Consider the following 21280-nt stretch of genomic DNA (forward strand, 5'->3'; position numbering starts at 1 on the left):
TTGACCCAACCATAGCCCGTCACTACTGTCTATGTCGACGTCGATATCGACATGCGCACCTCACCCGGTGACCGTGGCGCGTGCGGGAGGGTGAGCGGATGACGACGCAGCAGACCGCCGACGGCGAGTTCCTCACGGAGCTGGGCTTCTACACACTCGCCGGGCACAGCGCGACCCCGCGCGACCTGGTCGGCGAGGTGCGCCAGGCCGAGCGGCTCGGCATCGGTGCCGCGTTCATCTCGGAGCGGTTCAGCACCAAGGACGCCGCGACGCTGTCCGGCGCGGCCGGAGCCGTCAGCGAGACGATCGGCATCGCGACCGGCGCGACGAACCACAACACCCGCCATCCGATCGTCACCGCGACGATGGCGACGACGATGCACCGGCTGACCGGTGGCCGGTTCGCCCTCGGGCTCGGGCGCGGCTTCGACCGCCTCTTCCGTGGCCTGGGGCTGGACCCGGTCACGGGCGCCCAGCTGGAGGACTTCGTCGGGCTGATGCGCCGGCTCTGGCACGGCGAGACCGTGCTCGGGCATGCCGGGCCGGCGGGCAGCTATCCCTACCTGCACCAGGACGCCACGTTCGACGAGGACGTGCCGGTGCTGCTCGCGGCGCTCGGCCCGCGCTCGCTGGAGCTGGCCGGGCGCTGCATGGACGGCGTCGTGCTGCACACCTTCTACTCCGACGAGGCGGTCAGGGACGCGCTCGCCTCCGTCGCGAAGGGCGCCGTGGAGGCGGGCCGCGACCCGGCCAGCATCCGGGTGTGGTCCGTGCTCGCGACCGTGTCGGACGAGATCCCGGCGGATCTCCGGCTGCTGAAGACGGTCGGCCGGCTCGGCGCCTACCTGCAGGGCTACGGTGACCTGATGGTCCGCGTCAACGGCTGGGATCCGGCCGTGCTCGCGCGCTTTCGCGCCGACCCGTTCGTCAAGGGCTTCCGGGGCAGCCTCGACGGGCACGCGACGACGGACCAGCTGGAGCACGTGGCGACGCTGATCCCGCCGGACTGGCTCGCGACCAGCGCGACCGGCAGCCCGCGGCAGTGCGCCGAGGCCATCGTCGGGCAGTTCGACCTGGGGGTGACCGGGGTGATCATGCATGGCGCGACGCCGGCGGAGCTGACGTCGGTGCTCGACGCCTACCGGCGGATCCGCCCGGCCGCCGTGCGCGGGCTGCCGGCGAACCCCGGACGGCTGGCGTGACCGGCCCGGCCGGCGACGGGGGAGCCGGGCCGGCCACCCGCACCGACCGCCCGGGCTGGATCGCCGACGACCCGGCCGAGATCACGCCGGAGTGGATGACCGACGTCCTGCGGGCGGGCGGCAACGACGTGGAGGTCACGGGGCTGCGGTTCGCGCCGGTCGGCACCGGCCAGACGGCCGTCAGCTACCGTTTCCACCTCGACCTGGCGCCCGGCGCGGCCGGGCCGGCCACCGTCGTGGTGAAGATGGCCGCCGGCGCCCCGGCGGTCCGCAAGCGGCTGCGGCTCGCCTACAGCAACGAGGTCGGTTTCTACCAGACCTTCGCCGGGCGAACCCCTGGCCGGGTGCCCCGGTGCTGGAACGCCGCGCTCAGCGAGGACGGCCTCCAGTTCACCCTCGTGCTCGAGGACGCGCACCCGGCCCGGCCCGGCAACCAGCTCGACGGCGCCACGCCCGCGCAGGCGCTGGTCGCCGTCCGCAACCTCGCCGGCCTGCACGCGCCGTTCTGGAACGACCCGGCGCTGGCCGGCGACACGCCCTGGCTGGTACGCCTCGACGACGCGGGCCTGGCCTACCTCGGCAAGGTCGTCACCGCGGCGGCCGCGGAGTTCACCCGTCGCTACGAGGACCAGCTGGGGGCCGAGGACGTCGACACCCTGGTCCGGGCGGCCGGGCTGGTGGCCGGCTGGGGGCGGCACACCGCGGCCCCGGTCTCGCTCGTCCACGGTGACTACCGGCTCGACAACCTGCTGTTCTCCGGTGACCGGGAGGTGCGGGCGGTCGACTGGCAGACGATCGAGGCCGGCTTCCCCGGCCGGGACCTGGCGTACTTCGTCTCCACCGCCCTCCCGCCCGCCGACCGGCGCGCCCAGGAGGCTCCGCTGGTGGCCGCCTACCACCGGGAGCTCGTCGAGCAGGGCGTCACCGACTACCCGGCGGACGTCTGCTTCGAGGACTACCGGCGCGGGATGCTGCAGGGGCCGCTGATCACGATGATCGGCTGCGTCTACGCGAGCGCGCCGCGCACGGACAGCTCGGACCGGATGTTCCTGTCGATGGCCACGAACGCGGCGGCGGCCATCCGCGAGCTGGGAGTCCTCGACCTGCTGGCCTAGCCGCGGCCCCGGCCGACCGCGGCCTGGCCGGTGAGGCGAGAGCCGGTTAATGTCGACGTTGGCGTCAAGTTCGAGGACCGCCGCGGAATCAGAGACGGGGTCCTACCCGAGATCACCTGGGAGTGACATGACCGACGGCCAGGCTGCCGGCAGCGCGGTTCTGATCGAGGCCCGCGGCGCCGTGCGGGTCGTGACGCTGAACCGCCCCGAGTCGTTCAACGCCGCCGACGAGGCGCTGCACGAGGCGCTGGCCCTGCTGTGGCCGCGGCTGGACGCCGACGCCGACTGCCGCGCGATCGTCCTCACCGGCGCGGGCAAGGCCTTCTCGGCGGGTGGCGACCTCGGGCTGCTCGACCGGATGACCAGGGACGTCGCGCTGCGTGAGGCGATCATGGCGGAGGCCGCGGACATCGTGCGCGGGATGACGTCGGTCCGGGTACCCATCATCGCGGCGGTCAACGGGCCGGCGGTCGGCCTCGGCTGCAGCCTGGCCGCGATGAGCGACCTCGTCGTCGTCGACGAGCGGGCGTACTTCGCCGACCCGCACGTCGCGCTGGGCCTCGTCGCGGCCGACGGCGGGGCGCTGACCTGGCCGCTGCTGACCGGTCTCCTGCGGGCCAAGGAGTACATCCTGCTGGGGGACAGGCTGCCGGCGCAGGAGGCGCTGCGCCTCGGCCTCGCCAACCGGGTCGTCCCGGCCGGCACCGCGCTGGAGACGGCCCTGGAGCTGGCGGACCGGGTCGCCGCGCTGCCGCCGCAGGCGGTCCGGGAGAGCAAGGCACTGCTCAACAGCGCGCTGACCCAGGCGGTCGGGTCGCTGCTGACCGGCGCGATGGCGCAGGAGACGGCGTCCTTCGAGGAGCCGGCGTTCCAGGACAACCTGGCGGCGATGCTGCGCCGCACGGCCGGGCGGGCCAGCGGATGACGGCGGGCGAGGTCGGGCTCGCGGACCAGTTCGCCATCCACATGACGCTGGCCCGCTACTGCCACCGCTGCGACGACGCGGACTTCGAGGGCCTCGTGGCGCTGTTCACCGCGGATGCCGTCTTCACCTACGGCAACCGGTCGGCCCACGGCTCCGCCGAGCTGCTCGCGTTCTTCCGCGACACGCAGAGCCGGCCCGAGCAGCGCGGGAAGCACCTCACGGTGAACGAGGTGTACGAGCCCGACGGCGACCGCGGCGACCGGGTCCTCGCGGCGTCGGACTTCGTCTTCCTGCGCTTCGCCTCAGGCCGGCTCGTCCCGGCGATCGCCGGGCGCTACCACGACCAGTTCGTCCGGGTCGACGGCGAGTGGCGGATCGCCCGGCGGGAGGTGCTCACCCTGGAGGCGTTCGGGTGACGGCCGCCGGCAGCGCCGCGGCCAGCCGCCGCCACTGCGCCAGGGGCAGCGCCCGCTGGTCGGCGGCGAGAACCTGCAGGCAGACGTGGTCCGCGCCGGCGGCCCGGTGCTCGGCCACCCGCCGCATGACCGCGTCCTCGTCGCCCCACGCGATCATCGCGTCGAACACGCGGTCGCTCACCGCCGCCACCTCGTCGGCCGGGAAACCGAGCCGCACCAGGCTGTTGGCGTAGTTGGGCAGCGACAGGTAGCCCCGCAGCCACGCTCCGCCGACCGCGTGCGCCTCGTCCTTGTCGGAGCAGAGGATCACGGCCTGCTCCGGCAGCACCAGGGGGCCGTCCCCGACCGCCTCACGGGCGATCCGGGTGTGTTCAGGGGTGACCAGGTAGGGGTGGACGCCCCGGGCCCGCCTCGCCGCGAGGTCGAGCATCTTCGGGCCGAGCGCCGCGAGAACCCGCCGGTCGGTGGGGACCGGCGGCTCGTCGGCGTCGAGTCCGTCGAGGAAGTCCGCCATCGCGGCGAGCGGCCGCCGGTAGCGGCCGGCCTCGACGGCCACCGCGTGGCTCACCCCGATGCCCAGCAGGAAACGGTCGCCGTATTGGGCGGACAGCCCGGCGTACCCGGCGGCCACCTCGGCCGGAACGTAGTTCCAGATGTTCAGCACGCCGGTCGCCACGACCACCCGGCTCGTCGCGGCGAGCAGGCGCTCGACGGCCTCGAACGACGGGCCGCCCATGTCGGGGATCCACAGCGCGCCGAAGCCCAGCTCCTCCAGCTCGGCCGCCGCCTCGGCCATCGCGGCCGGGTCGCCGTAGCGCAGCTGCTGGCTCCACACGCCCACACCAGAAAGATTCACGTCAGTCCCTGCCCGCGCCCGTGGCGCTCTTCGCGCGCGCGGTCCATCCGCCGCGCCGGTGGATCGCGACAGCGCCGCCGTCGACGACCAGGTCCGTCCCGGTGATGAACCTCGCCTGCTGGCCGAGCAGGAACGACACGGCGTCGGCGACGTCATCGGGTGTGCCGACCCGCTTCGCCGGTGCGCTGTCGACCTGCGCCCGCATCGCCGCGCCCCACGGCCCGGCGAGTTCCTGGCGGCCCATCGGCGTCGAGACGACGCCTGGGCTGACCGAGTTCACCCGGGCGTCGCGCCGGCCCCAGAGCTTCGCGGCCGCGCGGACCCGGATCAGGTTCCCGACCTTGGCCAGGCAGTAGGCCTGGGCCTGGTCCGTCACGAGGTCGGGGGCCAGGAACGGCAGGCGGGCCAGCTCGGCGGCGGGAGTCAGCGCCAGCGCCGCCTCCTGGTCGGGCGACAGCGTGGGCGCGAAGTGGCCGGCCGTGCTGGCGATGACGACCCCGGCGCCGCCGGGCGCCACGACGCCGGCGAACTCGTCCAGGAACAGCGCGACGCCGAGCAGGTCGACCCGCAGGATGTCGGCCGGCTTCGCCTGGACCGGCGAGAGCCCGGCGGTATGGGCCAGGTGCGTGACCGGCCCGAGGCCGCCCGCGGTGGCCGCGAGCGACGCCATGGAGTCCGGCTCGGCCACGTCCACCGCCTGGACGGCGACCTCGTGCCCCTCGGCCGCTAACGCGTCCCGCGCGGCTTTCAGCGTGCGTTCGTCCCGGTCGGCGAGCAGGAGCCCGCGCCCCGAGCCCAGCCGGCGCGCGATGGCCAGGCCCATCCCGCCCACCCCGATGATGACCGCCACGTCCCTGCTGACCATGTCGCCTCCGTCGTGCGGCCGAGCCCGGCCCTTGTCCGAGTGGGTCGTTCCTGCGTCTGGTCCCGACCGTGCCGGGGCCTCAGAAGACGATCGCCCCGCGCAGGATCCGGCCAGCCTCCAGATCGGCGTAGCCGTCGTTCACCTGGTCGAGGGTGTACGTCCTGGTCACCAGTTCGTCGATCTTGAGGATGCCGGCCTGGTAGAGGCCGAGCAGCTTCGGGATCGCGACGCGGGGGCTCTGCGAGCCGTACAGGCAGCCCCGGATCTGCTTGTTCGCCATCGCCAGCATGAACAGGTTGACGTCGGCCTGCGCCTGCTGGAAGGGCGCCACCGCGGTGACGACGCAGGTGCCGTCCTTCCCGGTCAGCCCGAGCGCCGGTTCCAGCAGCTCCGAGCGCATCACCGAGACCGCGCAGATGACCGACTCGCACATCGCGCCGTGGGTCAGCCGGCGGATCTCGTCGGCCGCCTCGTCGATGGACGCGAACGCGTGGGTGGCGCCGAGGCGCAGCGCCTGCTCCCGCTTGAACTCCACCGGGTCGACCGCGAAGATCCGCCGCGCGCCGGCGATTCGCGCGCCCTGCACGGCGCTGACCCCGATGCCGCCCAGGCCCAGGACGGCGACGCTGTCACCCGGCTTCACCTCGGCCCGGTTGACCGCCGAGCCGAACCCGGTCGCGACACCGCAGGACACCAGCGCGGCGACGGTCCACGGCACCGACGGGTCGACCTTCACGACCGACGTCTCGGCGAGCAGCTGGCGCTCGGCGAACGCGCCGAGCTGGGTGTACCGGGCCACCGGCGTGTCACCGATCCGGTGGGCGACCCGCCCGTCGGTCATCATGCCGAGGTCGAACAGCTTGCGGCCGTCGTCGCACAGGAACGCGCGGCCGCTGCGGCACAGCGCGCAGTTCCCGCAGGACGGCACGAACGACATCGCCACGTGGTCGCCCGGGCGGACCGAGGTGACGCCCGGCCCGACCTCGACGACCTCGCCGGCGCCCTCGTGGCCGCAGATCATCGGGTAGTGCGGCATCGGCATGTCACCGGTGCGGGCATGCTCGTCCGAGTGGCACAGGCCGCAGGCCCGCACGTCGATCAGGACCTCGCCCGCGCGGGGGGCGTCGATCTCGACCGTCTCGATCTTGAAGTCCTGGCCGGGGCCGTAGAGCAGTGCCGCCCGCGAACTCACCATCTGGGACCGACCTCTCGTCTTCCCGCGATCAGGGCGGGATGAACGCTAGGCCGATGTCGAGGTTGACGTCAAGTTCAGTGAGGTTGGGCTGGCCGGACGAGGGCGCGCACCACGTGCGTCTCGACGAAGGCGCGCTGCCGGCTCGGCGACCAGGTGGACCACGGCGGTGCCATGAGCAGCGAGCCGGCCGCGATCAGCCAGCGGGTCGTCTCCCGCAGGTCCAGGTCCGCGTACAGCTGGCCGTCGGCGAGCCAGCCGGTCAGCAGCGGGCCGAGGTGGCGGTGCACGGCGTCGACGATCGGCTCGGCCGTGAGCCCCGGCGACTCGCTGAACGGCCGGCTCCCGTCCGAGAAGATCGCCTCGCTGATGGCGTCGCCGTTGACCAGGCGCACGGACTTCAGGAACACGTCCGAGATGGACTGGGCGGCGTCGTCGGGCCGCGCCAGCGTGCTCAGCACGCCCGACATGGCGGAATCGACCCTGCTGAGCAGGACGGCGAGGATCAGGTCGTCGCGGGTCTTGAAGTACCGGTACACCGTCGAACGGGAGACGCCGGCCTCGGTGGCCACCTCCTCGACCCGGATGCGGCGGTCGCCACGGCGCAGCACGCACCGGACCGTCGCCGCGACGAGGCGGCGCCGCGCCTCCGTGTCGTCCAGCAGTGCGCTCTCGCTGCCCCACCAGCCGGCCGTGCGCTGCCCCCCGTCCTGCTCGCCCGCGGTCACAGCCATGGGGCAATGGTAAGGGCGGTCGATCGTCCACTTCGGGCCGTGAGCCCGCGGTGTGATGAGACGCTGACATCCAATCGACTCGACATGCGACATTGAGTAGGTTCTGTCTCGGACGGCGCCGCGGGCTGGCCGGCTGGCCGACGAGAGGAGCACCCGGATGCTTGGGACCAACGAGGTCTTCATCGGGGGGAAGTGGGTTCCGGCCTCCTCCGAGAGCTACCTCGACGTCCGGTCGCCCAGCACCGAGGAGGTGGTGGGACGGGTCCCGGACGCGGGAGCCGCCGACGTCGACGCCGCTGTCTCGGCGGCGCGCCTGGCATTCGACGAGGGCCCCTGGCCGCGACTGCCCCCGGCCGAGCGGGCCCGGACAATGGAGCTGTTCCTCGGTGAGCTGACCGCGCGGGCGGACGAGCTGGGTCGGACGATCACGCTGGAGAACGGCACGCCCGTCGCGGTCGTGCGCCCGGCGCAGGTCGACAACGGCCTGGACGTCGTGCGCTACTACGCCGAGTCCGCCGCGGCGCTGGAGCTGGAGTCACCGCGGGCCGGGCGCTACTCCCCGCTGATAGTCCGCCACGAGCCGGTCGGGACCGTCGCCGCGATCGTGCCGTGGAACGTCCCCTTCTTCCTGGGGATGATGAAGGTGGCGCCCGCGCTGGCCGCCGGCTGCACCGTCGTGCTCAAGTCCGCGCCGGAGACCCCGCTGCACGCGAACGTCGTCGCCGAGGCCGCCCTCGCCGCCGGCCTGCCGCCGGGCGTGCTGAACGTGCTCGCCGCCGGGCCGGCGTCGAGCGAGCTGCTCGTCACCCATCCGGGCATCGACAAGGTCGCCTTCACCGGGAGCACCGCCGTCGGCAAGCGCATCGCCGGCCTGGCGGGCGCCCAGCTCAAGCGGGTCACCCTGGAGCTCGGCGGCAAGTCGGCGGCGATCGTCCTGGACGACATCGACCTGGCGACGGCGATGGCCCGGCTCACCATGGTGAGCCTCTTCCTCAGCGGCCAGTTCTGCGTGGCGCAGTCGCGCGTCCTCGTCTCCCGCGAGCGCTACGACGAGGCGGTCGAGCTGTTCGCCGCCTCGGTGAGCGCGCTGCCGGTCGGCGACCCCGCCGACCGCGGCACCTTCCTCGGCCCGCTCATCTCGAAGAAGCAGCGCGACCGGGTGCTCGGCTACATCGAGATCGGGCGCGGCGAGGGCGCGACGGTCGTCACCGGCGGCGGCACGCCGGCCGGCCTCGACCGCGGCTGGTACGTCGAGCCGACCGTGTTCCGCGACGTCGACGCCGGCATGCGGATCGCGCAGGAGGAGATCTTCGGCCCGGTCGTCGCCTTCATCCCCTACGACGACGAGGCCGACGCCGTCGCGATCGCGAACGGCACGGACTTCGGCCTGCACGGCACCGTCTGGACCGGGGACGTCGAGCGCGGGCTGGAGATCGGGCGGCGCATTCGTACCGGCTCCTTCGGCGTCAACGGCCTCTCGCTGGACCCGGCCGCGCCCTTCGGCGGGATGAAGCAGTCGGGCCTCGGCCGGGAGCTGGGACCGGAGGGCCTGCACGCCTACCTCGACGCGAAGACCATGACGGTCCCCGCCGGGACGTCCCTGCCCGGTTCGCCGTGACCGCCGCCGCCCCGCGGGCGGGGACGGGCGGCGCCCACGGTGGTGGCCGCCGCACGGGGCGACGGCCACCACACAGGTCAGCGCCCCGGTCAGCGCCTGGCGGCCGGCTCCGCCCGGCCGAGCACCGCGTCGCGGCCGCCGAACCGGCGCTCGACCATCGACGAGTAGTCCGGCCCCCGGCGCAGGCCGAGCCCACCGTCGACGTTGATGACCTGGCCGGTGACCCGGCTGGCCCGCGACGACAGCAGGAAGCTGACGAGCTGGGCGATGTCGTCGACGTCGGAGGCACCGCCGAGCGGGGTGTTCTCGTCGTAGCTCTGGTAGACCGGCGTGCCGGGGGCGATGAAGCTGACGATCTCCGTCGACGTCAGCCCCGGGCGGACCGCGTTGAACCGGAGGCCCGCCTCGCCGTACTCGTCGGCCGCGTTGCGCACGAGCTCCTCGACGCCGGCCTTGGCCACAGGGTAGGCCCCGAAGTAGGGATGCGTCACGTCGCCCGCGATCGACGAGATGGCGACGAACGAGCCGGAACCGGACCGGGCGAACAGCGGCACCGCCGACTTCACCAGCAGCAGCGTGCCGATGATGTTCAGGGTCAGCACCCGCAGGTACTCCGTGACGTCCTGGGCGTGCATCGGCGCGAGCGCGCCGCCACCGCCCGCGTTCGCGACCACCCCGTCGAGCTGGCCGCGCCAGTCGGCGGCGAAGGCCACGACCCGCTGCACGTCCGGCTCACTGGTGACGTCGGCGACCTGGTACTGCACGGCCGCGCGACCGGCCTCCGCGTTGATCGCGTCAGCGGTGCTTCGCAGCGACGTTTCGGTACGGCCGCAGATGGTCACCCACGCGCCATCGCTCGCGAGCCTTCGCGCAATACCAGCGCCGATGCCCGTACCGCCGCCCGTGACAAGTACCGACAGGCCGTCGACTTCGCTCGTCATCTTCGCCATCTTCCTTCGGTCACGGCCACGGAATCGTGATTGTGGCGCCGCGATTGTTGACGTCCTGCCGCGTTCGACAGTACGCGCACGACGGTACTCGTCGGCCGGGGCTTCTCGCCACTATTCGAACCAGCCGACCGACCTGCGCCGGACAGCGGCTGGCCTCACCAAGTCGGGAGAGATATGTCATCGGTCCAGGACGTGACGGCGCGGGACTGGCCGGACGAGAACGACATCCTGCAGGGCTTCCGGCTCATTGACGACCGGCTGGTCGGCGATTCGGAATCGTTTGCCCTGCGCGCGCTGCGTGAACGCCTGGCCGGTGAGCTGTTCGGGGACGCCGAACGCGTCGAGCCGACGCTCGGATCGTCATTCAACCTCGTGACGCAGGCGGGTGACGCGACGACCACGACCGGTCGTGAGACCCTTCTCCAGGGATTTCGGCGTCAGGCCGCCGCGAAGGGCGGCGTCATGATGTGGATCCATTTCGAGGACCTCGTCGTGGAGGGCGATTCGATCGCCGGCCAGGGAACGCTGAACACGATGATGACCGGGTCCCTCGCCGCCCGGGCCGGCCGGTCGGACGTGGCGCCCGAGGACCTGTGCCTCACCACCGTGCCGGTCGCGTTCTTCATCCGGTCCGCCGCCGGCGTCATGACGTCCGAGGTGCTCTACATGAACGTCGAGGCGTCCTCGTCGTCGGTGCGCCGGAATGGCACCATGCCCGATCCGGCCCGCTTCCTGGCGCTCGTCGACCGCCGAGATTCCACCGTCTGACCGGGAGCCGAGAACATGAAGATCACAGAATCATGAAGATCGCGGAGTCGTCGGCGATCGTGACGGGCGGTGCCGGCGGGCTCGGCGCGGCGACGGTCCGCCACCTGGTCGGCCTCGGGGTCGGCGTCGCCGTGTTCGACCGGGACGAGGAGCGCACGACCGCGCTCGCGGCCGAGCTCGGGCCCACGGTGGCCGCGATACCCGGCGACGTCACCGACGACCGCGACGTCCAGACCGCGATCGACGCGGCCCAGGCCCTGGGAACCCTGGCGGTCGTGGTCAACGTCGCGGGCGGCGGCACCCGGCCGGCCCGCACCGTCGGGCGCGGCGGCGAGCCGCACGACATGGAGACGTTCGTCGCGACGATGGCGAAGAACGCCTTCGGCACCTTCAACGTGACCCGGCTGGCCGCCGCCGCGATGTCGGCGAACACTCCCGACGAGGACGGTCAGCGCGGGGTGGTGGTGAACACGGGGTCGCTCGCCGGGCTGGAGGGACAGGCCGGGCAGGTGGCGTACGCCGCGGCGAAGGCGGCCATCCTGGGCATGACGCTGCCGCTCGCCCGTGACCTCGCGCCGCTGGGAATCCGGGTGTGCGCGATCGCGCCGGGCACGATGGGCACAGAGCTGATGCTCAGCGCGTCCCAGCAGCTGAAGGACAAGCTGCTTTCCACCGTCGTCTTCCCGCACCGCATGGGCCACCCGGCGGAGTTCGCCCTGCTGGTCGAGATGATCGTAAGGAACTCCTATCTCAATGGGGAGAACATCCGCATCGACGGCGGGCAGCGATTCCCGGCGAAATAGCGCACAACTGGAGGCGACACACCGTGAGTGGAATCTCTGCCCAGTCGGACGAGCTGTACCGCGGGGCCTTTCTTCCCGACCTCCTCATCGCGGCGCTGCGGCGCGACCCCGGGAAGCCCGCCATTTACCTCGGTGACGGAGTCCTGACGGCCGCGGACCTCAGCGCGCAGATCAGTCGCTATGCGCAGGTATACGCGGCGAAGGGTGTCTCTCCGGGCAGTGGCGTCGCGACCCTGTCCAAGAACCGGCCCGAGGTCCTGTACTCGATGGGTGCCTACATGGTGACGGGCAGCCGCAACACCGCGCTGCACCCGCTCGGGTCACTCGACGACCACGCCTATGTTCTCGCGGATGCCCAGATCGAGACGCTCGTCTTTGACGAGTCCTTCGCGGAGCGGGCCGCCCTTCTCCAGGAGCGGGTATCGACCTTGAGGCGGCTTCTCTCCTTCGGCCCCTGCGACGTGGGTGAGGACCTCGTGGCGTTGGCGGCGGGTTTCGAGCCGAAACCGCTCGTCGGCCCCGACGTCCAGGCGGAGGACGTCGCGGCGGTCGCTTACACCGGTGGCACCACCGGGGAGCCAAAGGGCGTCATGACGGCGTACCGCGGCAGCGCCGCGATGACGCAGATCCTGCTCACGGAATGGCAGTGGCCCACCGATCTGCGTCATCTCGTCTGTACGCCGCTGAGCCATGCCGGCGCGTCGTTCATCGTTCCCGTGCTGCACCAGGGCGGCTCGGTCGTGGTCCTGCCCCGTTTCGAGGCCGGCGCGGTGCTGGAGGCCATCGAGGAACACCGCGTCACGTCGGTCTTCCTGGTGCCGTCGATGATCTACGCGATTCTCGACCACCCCAGGTTCGCCGAGACGGACCTGTCGAGCCTGGAGACCGTCTTCTACGGCGCCTCGGCCATGTCGCCGAGCCGGCTGCGCGAGGCGATCGAACGGATCGGCCCGGTCTTCTTCCAGTTCTACGGGCAGACCGAGGCGCCGCAGTCCGTGTTCGTGCTGCGCAAGGAGGAGCACGACCCGGACGACCTGGCCCGGCTGGCCTCGTGCGGGCGGCCGGTGCCGTGGGTCAAGGTCGCGTTGCTGGACGACGAGGGCCAGCGGGTCCCGCGGGGCGAACCGGGCGAGATCTGCGTGCGCGGCCCGCTGGTGATGAAGGGCTACTGGAACAAGCCGCAGCAGACTGCCGAGGCCTTCGCCGGCGGGTGGCTGCACACCGGCGACATCGCGCGCGAGGACGCCGACGGCTTCTACACGATCGTGGACCGCAAGAAGGACATGATCGTCAGCGGCGGCTTCAACGTCTTCCCCCGCGAGATCGAGGACGTGCTCTCGACCCATCCGGCGATCGCCGCCGCGGCCGTCATCGGCGTACCGGACGAGAAATGGGGCGAGGCCGTCAAGGCGGTCGTGGTCCTGCGGCCGGGCACGACCGTCGAGGCGGCGGAGCTCATGGCGCTGGTCAAGGAGCGCAAGGGCGCCCACCACGCGCCGAAGACCGTCGACGTGGTGGACGCGCTGCCGCTCACCGCGGTCGGCAAGCCCGACAAGAAGGCGCTGCGGGCGCGGTACTGGTCCCTCGCGGACCGCCAGGTCGGCTGACCCGGCGGCCGGCTCGCCGGGCGTCGTCCGGGCCTGGCGAGCCGGCCGGCTCCGGTCAGCTGGCCGCCGCCGCGAGCCGGTCGCGCACCTCGCGGTAGCGCTCCCGGCTGGCACGGACCGGCCCCGGATCGAGATCGTCCGCGACGCCCAGGTCCCGCAGCGCCGCCCGGGTGTAGTGCGGAATGGCGAGACCCATCTCGGCGAACCGCAGGTCGTCACTGGCGCCGGAGTCGAACATCATCGTCCCGACCAGCAGGATCACGCAGGTCTTGAAGGTCTGGAACGACCGGTACCAGTCCCGGTGGCGCACCGGGATGCCCGTCAGCCGCTCGTAGTAGGCGACGGCGTCCTCGAACGCCAGGGCGGCGGGCCGGCTGGTGAAGTGCACCGGGACGTTCCAGAACAGCTCCAGGTACCCGATGTCCGCGAGGGGGTCGCCGATCCCGGCCAGCTCCCAGTCGAAGACGCCCGTGACCTCGCCGCCCTCGAAGGCGAAGTTCCCGGGCTTCACGTCGCCGTGCACGAGGGTGATCCGCTCGGACGGGACCGGCCGGCGTTCGACCAGCGCCTCGTGCAGCCGCTCCAGCGCCGGGAGCCGGTCCTTCCGGACGCGGCGCAGCTCGGCCGACCAGTGCGCCAGCTGGTCGGCCAGATAGGTCCGTCCCTCGCCCTCGCCGGCCAGCCCGCGCTCTCCCGGGTCCACGGAATGGATGGCGGCGAGCTGCTCGATGATGCCCTGCGTCATCCGGTGGATGGTCGTCGGGCTCGCCTCCAGCTCGGCGGGGATGTGCTGCTCGTAGACCTGGCCGGGCACCTTGGCCATCACGTAGAACGGCCGGCCGAGCACGTCACCGGACTCGTCGAGCCACAGCACCGCCGGGCCCCGCACGGCGGTCGGCTCCAGCGCGCGCAGGATCGTGAACTGCCGGGCCATGTCGTACGGCTCCAGCAGCCCGGGGGAGGGCGGGCACAGCCGGAGCACGACGTCCCTGCGCCGTGCCGTGCCGCCCTCGGTCCAGGCCAGGGCCAGCGCGGTGATCTCGGCGGAATGCCCGAACGTGATGCGGTCCGCGTTCTCGATGCGCAGGCCCGACGCGGCCGGCATCCGTTCCGCCAACCAGCCGGTCAGCCGGTGCAGATCGTCGGTACCTCTCACCGGCCGGGCCCCACGGCGGCCGGCGCGAACCGGATCCGGATGGTGTCGTAGGCCCGGGTGAACGTCGCGGGCAGGATTCTGGGCTCGTCCGGGTCGACCAGCTCCCAGTCCGGGATCCGGCGCAGCAGCTCCTCGAACATGACGCGCAGCTCCAGCCGGGCCAGATGGGCGCCGAGGCAGACGTGCGTGCCGAAGCCGAAGGCGACATGGCGGGGCGCCGTCCTGGCCACGTCCAGCGTCTCCGGGTCGGTGAACACCCGCGGGTCGCGGTTCGCCGCCGGGTAGAGCAGCAGGAGCTGGTCGCCCTTCTTGATCTGCTGGCCCTGCAGCTCGTGGTCCTCGGTGGCCGTCCGGCGCATGTTCAGGACCGGCGAGACCCACCGGATGAACTCCTCGACCGCCTTGGACGTGAGGAGCTCGGGCTGCTCCTGGAGCACCCGCCGCTGCTCGGGATACACCGCGAGATCGCGGATCATCGTCCCGATGACCGTACGGGTCGTCTCCGCGCCGCCGTCGAGGACGAGCAGGGTCTCGTCGAGGACGCGCTTGGTGCTCCACCCGGGCCTGGTGGCCCACAGCGAGATGAGGTCGTCCCTGGGCTCGGCCCGGCGCTCCTTGATGATGCCGATCGTCGTCTCGATGAAGTCGGTGATGACCGGCCCGATCCCCGGGTGCGTCACGTGCGGCGGCCCGTCCGGCGAGGTCAGGCCGGACAGGAGCATGATCTGCTCGGACCAGTGCCGGACGCGCTGCCAGATCTCCCGCGGATAGCCGAGCAGGTCCCCGATCATGATCGCGGGCACCCGGGAGGCGATCGCCTCGATCGCCTCGCACTCGCCGAGGGCGACGACGTCGTCGAGGACCTCGGTGACCACCGCGCGCACGTGGTCCTCGTGCCGGCGCACCGCCCGCGGGGTGAACTGGGGCACGACCAGGTTGCGCTGGGCCTGATGCTCCGGGTCATCCATGTTGATCATGGACTCGTCATGGGTCAGGTCGATGTGCGGCCGCGACCCGTAGAACGACGAGTAGAGCGCCCCGTTCTTCTCCACGGCGACGACGTCGTGAAAACGCGAGATCACCCAGAGCTTCTGCCGGGCGTCCCAGAACACCGGAGCCTCGTCACGCAGCCAGCGGTACGCCTCCCACGGGTCCACGTAGAACTGCGGGTCGAGGACGTTGACCTGCGCCGCCGTCGTGGTGCTCATCAGAAGGCCACCTGGTGGTCGGACTCGGCGGTGAGGCCGAGCTCGGGCCACTCCCCGCTGATGATGCTCTCCATGATCCCGTAGCCCACGGCGTCACCCTCCCTGACTCGTACGGGGGTATCGCGCAGCTGCCCGAGCTGCGGCAGGTACTCGTCCGACCAGCAGTCCGCGATGTACTCGCCGTCCACGTACAGCGCGCCCTTCCACGTCCCGTGGATCTGGCCCTTCCACGGTCCGTACAGGCCGGTCTTGAGGAAGAAGCCGGACTCGCCCAGCGCCTCGAACTCGATGACCCGCTTCTCGCCCGACTCCATGACGAGCTGCAGCTCGCCGCCCTTCACGAACCGGGTCCGCGCGTCGTACTCGACCCGCGCGTCCGTCGTCCGGACCGGCAGCTGCCGGCCGTCCCCCTCGTTCAGGTAGGTCGACGCGTAGCCCCAGTTCGCGCCGGTGACGAAGACGGCCGACTCGTAGAACGACCCGTCCGGCCGGCCCAGGAACATGGGCGACCACTTCATGTGGCCCTTGATCGCGCCCTTGGGCCGGGCGCGGCCCTTGGCGAGATCGGGAGGCGGCGCCCCGACGCTCTGGCGGACACCCCAGGAATGGTCCCGGTAGCCGAACCACTCCCGCTGGCTGACCTCGTGCTTCTCACCCGCGACGGTGACGGTGCCGGACACCCAGCCGCCCTGGTGGTAGCGCACGACATTGACGTCGACGCGGCCGGTGTGCCGGTTGCGCACCAGGTTGCGGTCCTCGAAGAACGGCCTCGTCACCCCGGACAGCACGAGGTCGAACGAGACGGGCTGGACGTCGTTCTCCTCCAGCCGGAACCGCACCTGGTTCAACGGCTCGACGATCTCATAGCTGATCGGGCCGACGCCCATCAGCTCCGGGGCGCCGCGCAGCTCGCGGCTTCCCCGTACCGTCCACTGCTCACGGCCTCGGGAGACGCCGGCGAAGCCGTCGATGACGCCGCGGTTGTGGTACTTCCCGAGGCCGAAGTCGACCTGCAGGGAGCCGTCGGTGCTCGCGAGCGAGCCCCAGACCTTCTCGGTCCAGGCCAGATCGGATTCGGAGACGGTGGCGAACGTGTCCACGATCTGGTGGGTCATGGTCTCGTCCGCGCCGCGCAGTGCGCCGATGTCCTTGGGTGCCATCTGTCCTACCCCTCACGCACCGATGCAGGGCGACGATCCTGTCGTACGGCGAAACACTACTTCATGTTTGTCTCATCTCCCAGGCATGGCTGGGCGCACCCGCCAGGACGGTGGCGGGCGCGCCGGCGGCTACTCGACGGTGCGGGCCAGGATGCCGAGGGTGGCCCGCAGAGCGGCCTCGGGGATGACCGGGAAGATCCCCTTGCCGCGGTAGGTCTCCGGGATCTCGGACCAGTCGTAGTACGAGGTCACCCGGGTGCCGCCGTCGCTGGGCTCCAGCCGGTAGCCGTACAGGTGGCGCAGCGGCTCGCCCAGCAGCGCGCCGCCGATCGTCCACTCGATGAGGGCGTCCTGCTCGAACTTCGTGATGATCACCGTGACGTCGTACTTGCCCAGCGGATAGTCGTTGAGCGCCTCGCGGTCCATGTGCACGACGAACTCGTCGCCGACCGCGCTCACCGGCTCCCCGTCGGCAGACTGCAGCATGCCGGAACTGTCGATCTTCACGTGGCCCGCGGGGTCGCTCACCACCGCGAATACCGCCGACGGCGACGCCGCCACCTGCCGGGAGACCTCGAACCGCTCTGTTTCCGTCATGAAGGCCACCCTGCCATGGCGGCATATCGCACGCCACAAACGGACATCGCCCCAGCTCGCGGCCACCGCGCGGCCGGTCCGACGCGCGGTTCCGGCTGCCCCGCCCCGGGACGGTGGGTTGGGTGCCGGTCGTGTGGGGGAGCGGCGCACGAACTGTTTGCCCTGCGTCAGCCCGGCGGACGCGGGTCCGTTGCCGGGTCCTTTCCGGTCGTCCTTAGCGTCCGTGCGGCCTGGTGGTCCGGCCGGGCGGCTGACGAACGGTGGATGCGATGGGTGCGACACGCAGGCAGGTGCTGACCGCCGCGGGGCTGGGACTGCTCGGCGCTGGCCTCGCGCCGGGGCTCGACCAGGCGGCCTGGGCCGGGGCTCCGGCGAGTGGCGGTGCCCAGCCGAGCGGAGCCGTCGCCGGCCTCGGCCCGCTGGCCAAGGCCGGCCCGGAGCTGGCGCTGCCGCCGGGGTTCCGCTACACGTCGTTCGGCGCCGCCGGGACGCGGATGTCCGACGGCCTGGCCACGCCGATCGCGCACGACGGGCAGGCCCTGTTCGCCACCGGCCGGGACACCATCCGGATCCTGCGCAACCACGAGATCGACGCCGACATGCCTGGCGTGAAGCAGCGCAGCCTCGGCCCGCGGGCCGCGTACGACCGGGCGGCCCCGGCGGGGGTGACCTCGTCGTCGTACGACCTGGCGGCCGGCCGCCTGCGGGAGAGCTTCCTCGTGCTCAACGGGACGCTGGAGAACTGCAACGGCTCCCCGACGCCGTGGGGCAGCTGGCTGTCCTGCGAGGAGACGGTCGACGGGACCGGCGCCGGCTACGAGAAGCCGCACGGGTACGTCTTCGAGGTGCCCGCGAGCGCCCGAGGGCCGGTCGAGCCGGTTCCGCTGCGCGCGATGGGCCGGTTCGAGCACGAGTGCGCTCCGGTCGACCCGGCGACCGGGATCGTGTACCTGACCGAGGACAACGGCGACCCCGGCGACGGCCTGTACCGCTTCCTGCCGGACCGGCCGGGCCGGCTCGCCGCGGGCGGCCGGCTGCAGATGCTCGCCGTGCGCGGTGAGCCGACCTACGACACGGAGACCGGCCAGCGCGTCGGCGAGCGGCTGCCCGTCGGCTGGGTCGACATCGCCCACCCGGACCCGGCCGACGCCGAGACCTTCGCCGGCTCGGTGTACAGCCAGGGCCGGGCCCGCGGCGGCGCCCGGTTCCTCGGCCTGGAAGGCGCCGAGTGGGCGAACGGCTCACTGACGTTCGTCGCCTCGGAGGCCGGCGACGCCGGCGAGGGCCAGGTGTGGCGCTACCGGCCGACCGGACGCGACGGCGGCCTGCTGACCCTGCTGTACGAGTCGACCGACGGCAGGGTCCTCGACCAGCCGGACACGATCACGGTCGGCCCGCGCGGCGGCGTCCTGATGTGCGAGGACGGGGACGGCGAGGACGAGGACGGCGGTGACAACTACCTGCGGCTGCTCACCCCGGCCGGCCGGATCGTCGACCTGGCCAAGGTGATCGCTCCGCTCGACCTGCACTACTGGTCGCCGGACGACTTCCCCGCGCCCGGCCCGGTCGGGGCCAGCGAGCTCTCGGGTGTCCGGTTCACCGCCGACGGCCGTCACCTCGTCGTCAACGTGCAGTACCCGGGCCTGACCTGCGTCATCACCGGGCCCTGGCAGAGTCTGCCTAGCTGATCTCGGCGAGGCGCTGCTCGAGGTCGCGGACGGCGGGGACGGACGCGTGCCGGCGCAGCCGGACGCGGACGTCCTCGGCCCGGCGCGCGTTGCGCCGTGACCGGGTGGCCGCGAGCAGCGGCACCGCCTGGGTGGCGAGCGCGCAGCCGGCGTCGACGTCGCCCAGGTCGATCTGCACGCCCGCGCGGCGCAGCAGGTAGGTCGTGCGGTCGCGGGGCTTCTCGGTCGACTGGGCCGCCTGCGCCTGGCTGAGCCAGCCGTCGGCCGACAGCAGGTGCCCGAGGTCGATGTAGCAGCAGCCGACCTGGGCCTGGAACTCGGCGTCGTCGAAGTAGCCGGCCCAGTCCGGCTCGGGCGCGGTGGTCTGGTCGAACGCGGTCTCGGCGACGCCGATCTCGTGCAGGCAGGCGACCTGGTCGCCGAGCGCCGCGTGGGCCCGGGCCTTGCGAAGGTGCATCATCGCGCTGACCCGCCCGCCGGCGCCGTCCGCCGTGTGGACCGCCGCCTCGGCCAGCGCGATCGCCTCGACCGGCCGCGACACGTCCAGGCACTGCAGGGACAGGTTCTTCAGCACGTTCGCGCCGAGCAGGCGGTCGCCGGCGACGTGCGCCGCGTGCAGCGCGGCCAGCCAGTACCGCTGGGCCGCCGTCTGGTACCCGGCGTCGAAGGAGACCCAGCCGGCGAACCGGGCCAGCTCCGCGGCGACCAGGTGCAGCTCGCGACTGATCTGCTCGGTGTAGCGGCCGGCCGAGAGCAGCTCGGCCACCACACCGAGCTCCGCGTCGACGAGCCGGCGCACGCTCGCCCCGCCGAGTCGGTTGTCCATCACGCGCAGGCCGGGCAGGCTGTGCGCGATCCGCGTCACGATCTGCTCGTCGACCAGCCCGCCGTCCAGCGCGCCGGCGAGGTGGGCCGGCTCCAGGCCGAGCCACTGCTCGGCGAGCGCCGCGATCCCGGAGCTGCTGATGGTCAGGAAACCGCGGCGGTCGGCGACGGCGTCCTCGACGACGTCGGTCAGCGCGGTGAGGCTGCCGGCCTGGGTCCACGGGTAGTTGGTGCGGACGTTGTCCCCGGTGGGCAGCCAGGTGGGCCAGGGATGGGAGTCCAGCCGGTCGGTGGGCACGCCGAGCTCGGTCGCCAGCGCGAGCTGGGTCACCCGGTCAGGGACGACGCCACGGTGCTCCCATCGCCATACCTTCTGTCTTTCGGCGGCCATGTTGGCCTCGCCGAGGTCGCGGGCTCTCTTCGCGACGACTCGGGCGAGCTTCTGGTAGGACCAGCCCCGCTGGGCGCGGACGAACGTCAGTGGATGTGCGCAGGCCTGGGCGTTACCCGACATCGTTGACGATCCTCTCTGGTTGGGGGTACGGGTGCCTCATGGGTCTCGCTAATTCCAGCGAGTTGCGAGTGCGATGGGTGCACTGAACGCACGCCAAATCGGTGCTTTCCAGTGCGGAACGGTTGTCATTGCCGGCTGCCTCGGGAATGGAATGGGCTGAAAGAAGCGACAGGTGTGCGTGGCCTGGAACGGATGTCGGGCAGGTCCGTGGCATCGTGTCTTCATAAGATCCGAAACCTGGGAATCACCCGCGCGGAGTCGGCGGCCCCGGTGTTGGATTCAGCGGGATTCCGCGACCTGGGAAGGCTCTCCGCGGCTCGGTCCCGGCCGGCCGGGGAGAGCGTCAGGCGATGTCGGGAGGCAGCAGGAGGGACGCCACGGCACGGTGTGTCGAGGCGCAGGGGGTGTGCCGGGCGCGGCCGTCCTCCCAGCCGTGACCGCAGTCAGGGCAGCGGCGGGGGATGACGGTCAGGACGCGGGCCATATCGGAGGTGCGCCGGAGCCTGCGTGCGGTGATCGTCGCCCCGACGGCGGTCACGGTTGCCAGGACAAGGGCAGCCAGAGCGAGGGTGACGGCGGCCACCATGTATTGCCTCCTAAGACAGGGAAGGCGGGGGACTGGACTGCGTCCCCCCGCCTTCGCCCGGACCCGTCGCGCGCGCCGATTGCTTCGGCGGGCCTGATCACCACCTCGTTGTAGTGATCTGTCTGCGGACAGTACGCCCGTGCAGACGCCTTTGCATGCGCAATGCCACACCCGGCCCACTCGCCGCCCATGGGGATCCGGAAAGCAGGTGGGAGTTGGCTGACCAGTGGATTTCAAACTGATGCACAACTGGCAGGTAGGTGCTTCTGTCGATCGGCTTGATCTGCCTTTTCTCGCGCGGTTGCCATTCGATCTGTGCCCGACGTCACAGCCTGGCGGGGCGCGATCGATGAATGCGCGGCATCGATTCCTGCGCGGTAAACCTGATATGTCCCGAATTATCTCGGTGTCCCACGTCACAGCCGGGGCCGCCGCGGTGATCTACGACAGGCCATGAACCGCTGCCCCATCGACGTTTCGCGGGGCGTGGCCCAG

At 72.0% G+C, this 21280-nt stretch carries 20 protein-coding genes; 10 read left to right on the forward strand and 10 right to left on the reverse strand.

The annotated features are described in order from the left end of the window. The first annotated feature begins 98 nt into the window (after nucleotides 1-98). The 4 genes from FRAEUI1C_RS12600 to FRAEUI1C_RS12615 all read left to right on the forward strand — a co-directional run bounded on the left by FRAEUI1C_RS12600 (nucleotide 99) and on the right by FRAEUI1C_RS12615 (nucleotide 3658). Nucleotides 99-1202 carry a TIGR03857 family LLM class F420-dependent oxidoreductase gene (locus tag FRAEUI1C_RS12600; protein WP_013423681.1) on the forward strand — a complete coding sequence of 368 codons (1104 nt, stop codon included), beginning with the start codon at nucleotides 99-101 and terminating at the stop codon, nucleotides 1200-1202. Beyond that, nucleotides 1199-2317: a phosphotransferase gene (locus FRAEUI1C_RS12605; RefSeq protein ID WP_013423682.1), complete on the forward strand. Its 1119-nt coding sequence runs from the start codon at nucleotides 1199-1201 to the stop codon at nucleotides 2315-2317. Before FRAEUI1C_RS12600 ends, FRAEUI1C_RS12605 begins: the two co-directional genes overlap by 4 nt. 127 nt (nucleotides 2318-2444) lie before the next feature. Then, nucleotides 2445-3242: an enoyl-CoA hydratase/isomerase family protein gene (locus FRAEUI1C_RS12610; RefSeq protein WP_013423683.1), complete on the forward strand. Its 798-nt coding sequence runs from the start codon at nucleotides 2445-2447 to the stop codon at nucleotides 3240-3242. After that, complete coding sequence (locus tag FRAEUI1C_RS12615; protein ID WP_013423684.1) at nucleotides 3239-3658, forward strand: nuclear transport factor 2 family protein; 420 nt, start codon at nucleotides 3239-3241, stop codon at nucleotides 3656-3658. The genes FRAEUI1C_RS12610 and FRAEUI1C_RS12615 overlap by 4 nt, the downstream gene beginning before the upstream one ends. Here FRAEUI1C_RS12615 and FRAEUI1C_RS12620 read toward each other — a convergent pair. The 4 genes from FRAEUI1C_RS12620 to FRAEUI1C_RS12635 form a co-directional block, all read right to left on the reverse strand. Further along, on the reverse strand, nucleotides 3636-4514 hold the full coding sequence (locus FRAEUI1C_RS12620; protein ID WP_013423685.1) for an LLM class F420-dependent oxidoreductase: 879 nt from the start codon (nucleotides 4512-4514) through the stop codon (nucleotides 3636-3638). The two genes, FRAEUI1C_RS12615 and FRAEUI1C_RS12620, sit on opposite strands and share 23 nt — an antisense overlap. A 1-nt stretch (nucleotide 4515) precedes the next feature. Continuing rightward, the gene (locus FRAEUI1C_RS12625; protein WP_013423686.1) at nucleotides 4516-5379 is read right to left on the reverse strand and encodes an SDR family oxidoreductase; all 864 of its coding nucleotides are present in this window, start codon (nucleotides 5377-5379) and stop codon (nucleotides 4516-4518) included. A 79-nt stretch (nucleotides 5380-5458) separates the two neighbouring features. Continuing rightward, a complete protein-coding gene (locus FRAEUI1C_RS12630; RefSeq protein WP_013423687.1) occupies nucleotides 5459-6574 on the reverse strand; it encodes an NDMA-dependent alcohol dehydrogenase in 1116 nt (371 codons plus the stop codon). Nucleotides 6575-6648: 74 nt separating this feature from the next. Continuing rightward, nucleotides 6649-7305 (reverse strand): TetR/AcrR family transcriptional regulator, encoded by a 657-nt coding sequence (locus FRAEUI1C_RS12635; protein ID WP_013423688.1) that lies wholly within the window; start codon nucleotides 7303-7305, stop codon nucleotides 6649-6651. Nucleotides 7306-7462: 157 nt separating this feature from the next. On the opposite strand from FRAEUI1C_RS12635, the gene FRAEUI1C_RS12640 reads away from it, so the two are divergent. Beyond that, nucleotides 7463-8923, forward strand: coding sequence for an aldehyde dehydrogenase (locus FRAEUI1C_RS12640; protein WP_013423689.1), 1461 nt, complete (start codon nucleotides 7463-7465; stop codon nucleotides 8921-8923). Between the two features lie 89 nt (nucleotides 8924-9012). Here FRAEUI1C_RS12640 and FRAEUI1C_RS12645 read toward each other — a convergent pair whose 3' ends face one another. Next, the gene (locus FRAEUI1C_RS12645) at nucleotides 9013-9864 is read right to left on the reverse strand and encodes an SDR family oxidoreductase (RefSeq protein WP_013423690.1); all 852 of its coding nucleotides are present in this window, start codon (nucleotides 9862-9864) and stop codon (nucleotides 9013-9015) included. Between the two features lie 183 nt (nucleotides 9865-10047). On the opposite strand from FRAEUI1C_RS12645, the gene FRAEUI1C_RS12650 reads away from it, so the two are divergent. The 3 genes from FRAEUI1C_RS12650 to FRAEUI1C_RS12660 are packed head-to-tail and all read left to right on the forward strand — an operon-like array spanning nucleotide 10048 to nucleotide 13051. Next, nucleotides 10048-10641: a hypothetical protein gene (locus tag FRAEUI1C_RS12650; RefSeq protein ID WP_013423691.1), complete on the forward strand. Its 594-nt coding sequence runs from the start codon at nucleotides 10048-10050 to the stop codon at nucleotides 10639-10641. A 32-nt stretch (nucleotides 10642-10673) separates the two neighbouring features. After that, nucleotides 10674-11444: an SDR family NAD(P)-dependent oxidoreductase gene (locus tag FRAEUI1C_RS12655; protein ID WP_013423692.1), complete on the forward strand. Its 771-nt coding sequence runs from the start codon at nucleotides 10674-10676 to the stop codon at nucleotides 11442-11444. A gap of 23 nt (nucleotides 11445-11467) precedes the next feature. Next, nucleotides 11468-13051 (forward strand): AMP-binding protein, encoded by a 1584-nt coding sequence (locus FRAEUI1C_RS12660; protein ID WP_013423693.1) that lies wholly within the window; start codon nucleotides 11468-11470, stop codon nucleotides 13049-13051. A gap of 55 nt (nucleotides 13052-13106) precedes the next feature. Here the strand turns inward: FRAEUI1C_RS12660 and FRAEUI1C_RS12665 are convergent, their stop codons facing one another. From FRAEUI1C_RS12665 to FRAEUI1C_RS12680, 4 genes are all read right to left on the reverse strand, one after another. Continuing rightward, nucleotides 13107-14207 (reverse strand): phosphotransferase family protein, encoded by a 1101-nt coding sequence (locus tag FRAEUI1C_RS12665; RefSeq protein ID WP_013423694.1) that lies wholly within the window; start codon nucleotides 14205-14207, stop codon nucleotides 13107-13109. Next, the gene (locus FRAEUI1C_RS12670; RefSeq protein WP_013423695.1) at nucleotides 14204-15415 is read right to left on the reverse strand and encodes a cytochrome P450; all 1212 of its coding nucleotides are present in this window, start codon (nucleotides 15413-15415) and stop codon (nucleotides 14204-14206) included. Before FRAEUI1C_RS12670 ends, FRAEUI1C_RS12665 begins: the two co-directional genes overlap by 4 nt. Continuing rightward, nucleotides 15415-16575, reverse strand: coding sequence for an Rv3169 family protein (locus tag FRAEUI1C_RS12675; protein ID WP_013423696.1), 1161 nt, complete (start codon nucleotides 16573-16575; stop codon nucleotides 15415-15417). The genes FRAEUI1C_RS12670 and FRAEUI1C_RS12675 overlap by 1 nt, the downstream gene beginning before the upstream one ends. Nucleotides 16576-16704: 129 nt before the next feature. After that, nucleotides 16705-17172, reverse strand: a complete 468-nt coding sequence (locus FRAEUI1C_RS12680; protein ID WP_013423697.1) for an SRPBCC family protein — start codon at nucleotides 17170-17172, stop codon at nucleotides 16705-16707. A 269-nt stretch (nucleotides 17173-17441) separates the two neighbouring features. Between FRAEUI1C_RS12680 and FRAEUI1C_RS12685 the strand changes: the two genes are divergently transcribed. Continuing rightward, nucleotides 17442-18860 (forward strand): alkaline phosphatase PhoX, encoded by a 1419-nt coding sequence (locus tag FRAEUI1C_RS12685; RefSeq protein ID WP_013423698.1) that lies wholly within the window; start codon nucleotides 17442-17444, stop codon nucleotides 18858-18860. Here the strand turns inward: FRAEUI1C_RS12685 and FRAEUI1C_RS12690 are convergent. Beyond that, nucleotides 18853-20199 (reverse strand): NsdA family TPR-like regulatory protein, encoded by a 1347-nt coding sequence (locus FRAEUI1C_RS12690; RefSeq protein WP_013423699.1) that lies wholly within the window; start codon nucleotides 20197-20199, stop codon nucleotides 18853-18855. The two genes, FRAEUI1C_RS12685 and FRAEUI1C_RS12690, sit on opposite strands and share 8 nt — an antisense overlap. Before the next feature lie 812 nt (nucleotides 20200-21011). Here FRAEUI1C_RS12690 and FRAEUI1C_RS39485 point away from each other — a divergent pair. Continuing rightward, nucleotides 21012-21242, forward strand: a complete 231-nt coding sequence (locus FRAEUI1C_RS39485) for a hypothetical protein (RefSeq protein WP_157734916.1) — start codon at nucleotides 21012-21014, stop codon at nucleotides 21240-21242. Nucleotides 21243-21280 lie beyond the last annotated feature (38 nt).

Source organism: Pseudofrankia inefficax (assembly GCF_000166135.1).
In the GTDB taxonomy this organism is placed as follows: domain Bacteria; phylum Actinomycetota; class Actinomycetes; order Frankiales; family Frankiaceae; genus Pseudofrankia; species Pseudofrankia inefficax.

Bases quoted from the DNA above. Each gene is read 5' to 3' on its own strand.
- FRAEUI1C_RS12600 (WP_013423681.1), top strand. From the start codon at position 99: ATGACGACGCAGCAGACCGCCGACGGCGAGTTCCTCACGGAGCTGGGC.
- FRAEUI1C_RS12610 (WP_013423683.1), top strand. From the start codon at position 2,445: ATGACCGACGGCCAGGCTGCCGGCAGCGCGGTTCTGATCGAGGCCCGC.
- FRAEUI1C_RS12615 (WP_013423684.1), top strand. From the start codon at position 3,239: ATGACGGCGGGCGAGGTCGGGCTCGCGGACCAGTTCGCCATCCACATG.
- FRAEUI1C_RS12625 (WP_013423686.1), bottom strand. From the start codon at position 5,379: ATGGTCAGCAGGGACGTGGCGGTCATCATCGGGGTGGGCGGGATGGGC.
- FRAEUI1C_RS12630 (WP_013423687.1), bottom strand. From the start codon at position 6,574: ATGGTGAGTTCGCGGGCGGCACTGCTCTACGGCCCCGGCCAGGACTTC.
- FRAEUI1C_RS12635 (WP_013423688.1), bottom strand. From the start codon at position 7,305: ATGGCTGTGACCGCGGGCGAGCAGGACGGGGGGCAGCGCACGGCCGGC.
- FRAEUI1C_RS12640 (WP_013423689.1), top strand. From the start codon at position 7,463: ATGCTTGGGACCAACGAGGTCTTCATCGGGGGGAAGTGGGTTCCGGCC.
- FRAEUI1C_RS12645 (WP_013423690.1), bottom strand. From the start codon at position 9,864: ATGACGAGCGAAGTCGACGGCCTGTCGGTACTTGTCACGGGCGGCGGT.
- FRAEUI1C_RS12650 (WP_013423691.1), top strand. From the start codon at position 10,048: ATGTCATCGGTCCAGGACGTGACGGCGCGGGACTGGCCGGACGAGAAC.
- FRAEUI1C_RS12655 (WP_013423692.1), top strand. From the start codon at position 10,674: ATGAAGATCGCGGAGTCGTCGGCGATCGTGACGGGCGGTGCCGGCGGG.
- FRAEUI1C_RS12670 (WP_013423695.1), bottom strand. From the start codon at position 15,415: ATGAGCACCACGACGGCGGCGCAGGTCAACGTCCTCGACCCGCAGTTC.
- FRAEUI1C_RS12675 (WP_013423696.1), bottom strand. From the start codon at position 16,575: ATGGCACCCAAGGACATCGGCGCACTGCGCGGCGCGGACGAGACCATG.
- FRAEUI1C_RS12680 (WP_013423697.1), bottom strand. From the start codon at position 17,172: ATGACGGAAACAGAGCGGTTCGAGGTCTCCCGGCAGGTGGCGGCGTCG.
- FRAEUI1C_RS12685 (WP_013423698.1), top strand. From the start codon at position 17,442: ATGGGTGCGACACGCAGGCAGGTGCTGACCGCCGCGGGGCTGGGACTG.
- FRAEUI1C_RS12690 (WP_013423699.1), bottom strand. From the start codon at position 20,199: ATGTCGGGTAACGCCCAGGCCTGCGCACATCCACTGACGTTCGTCCGC.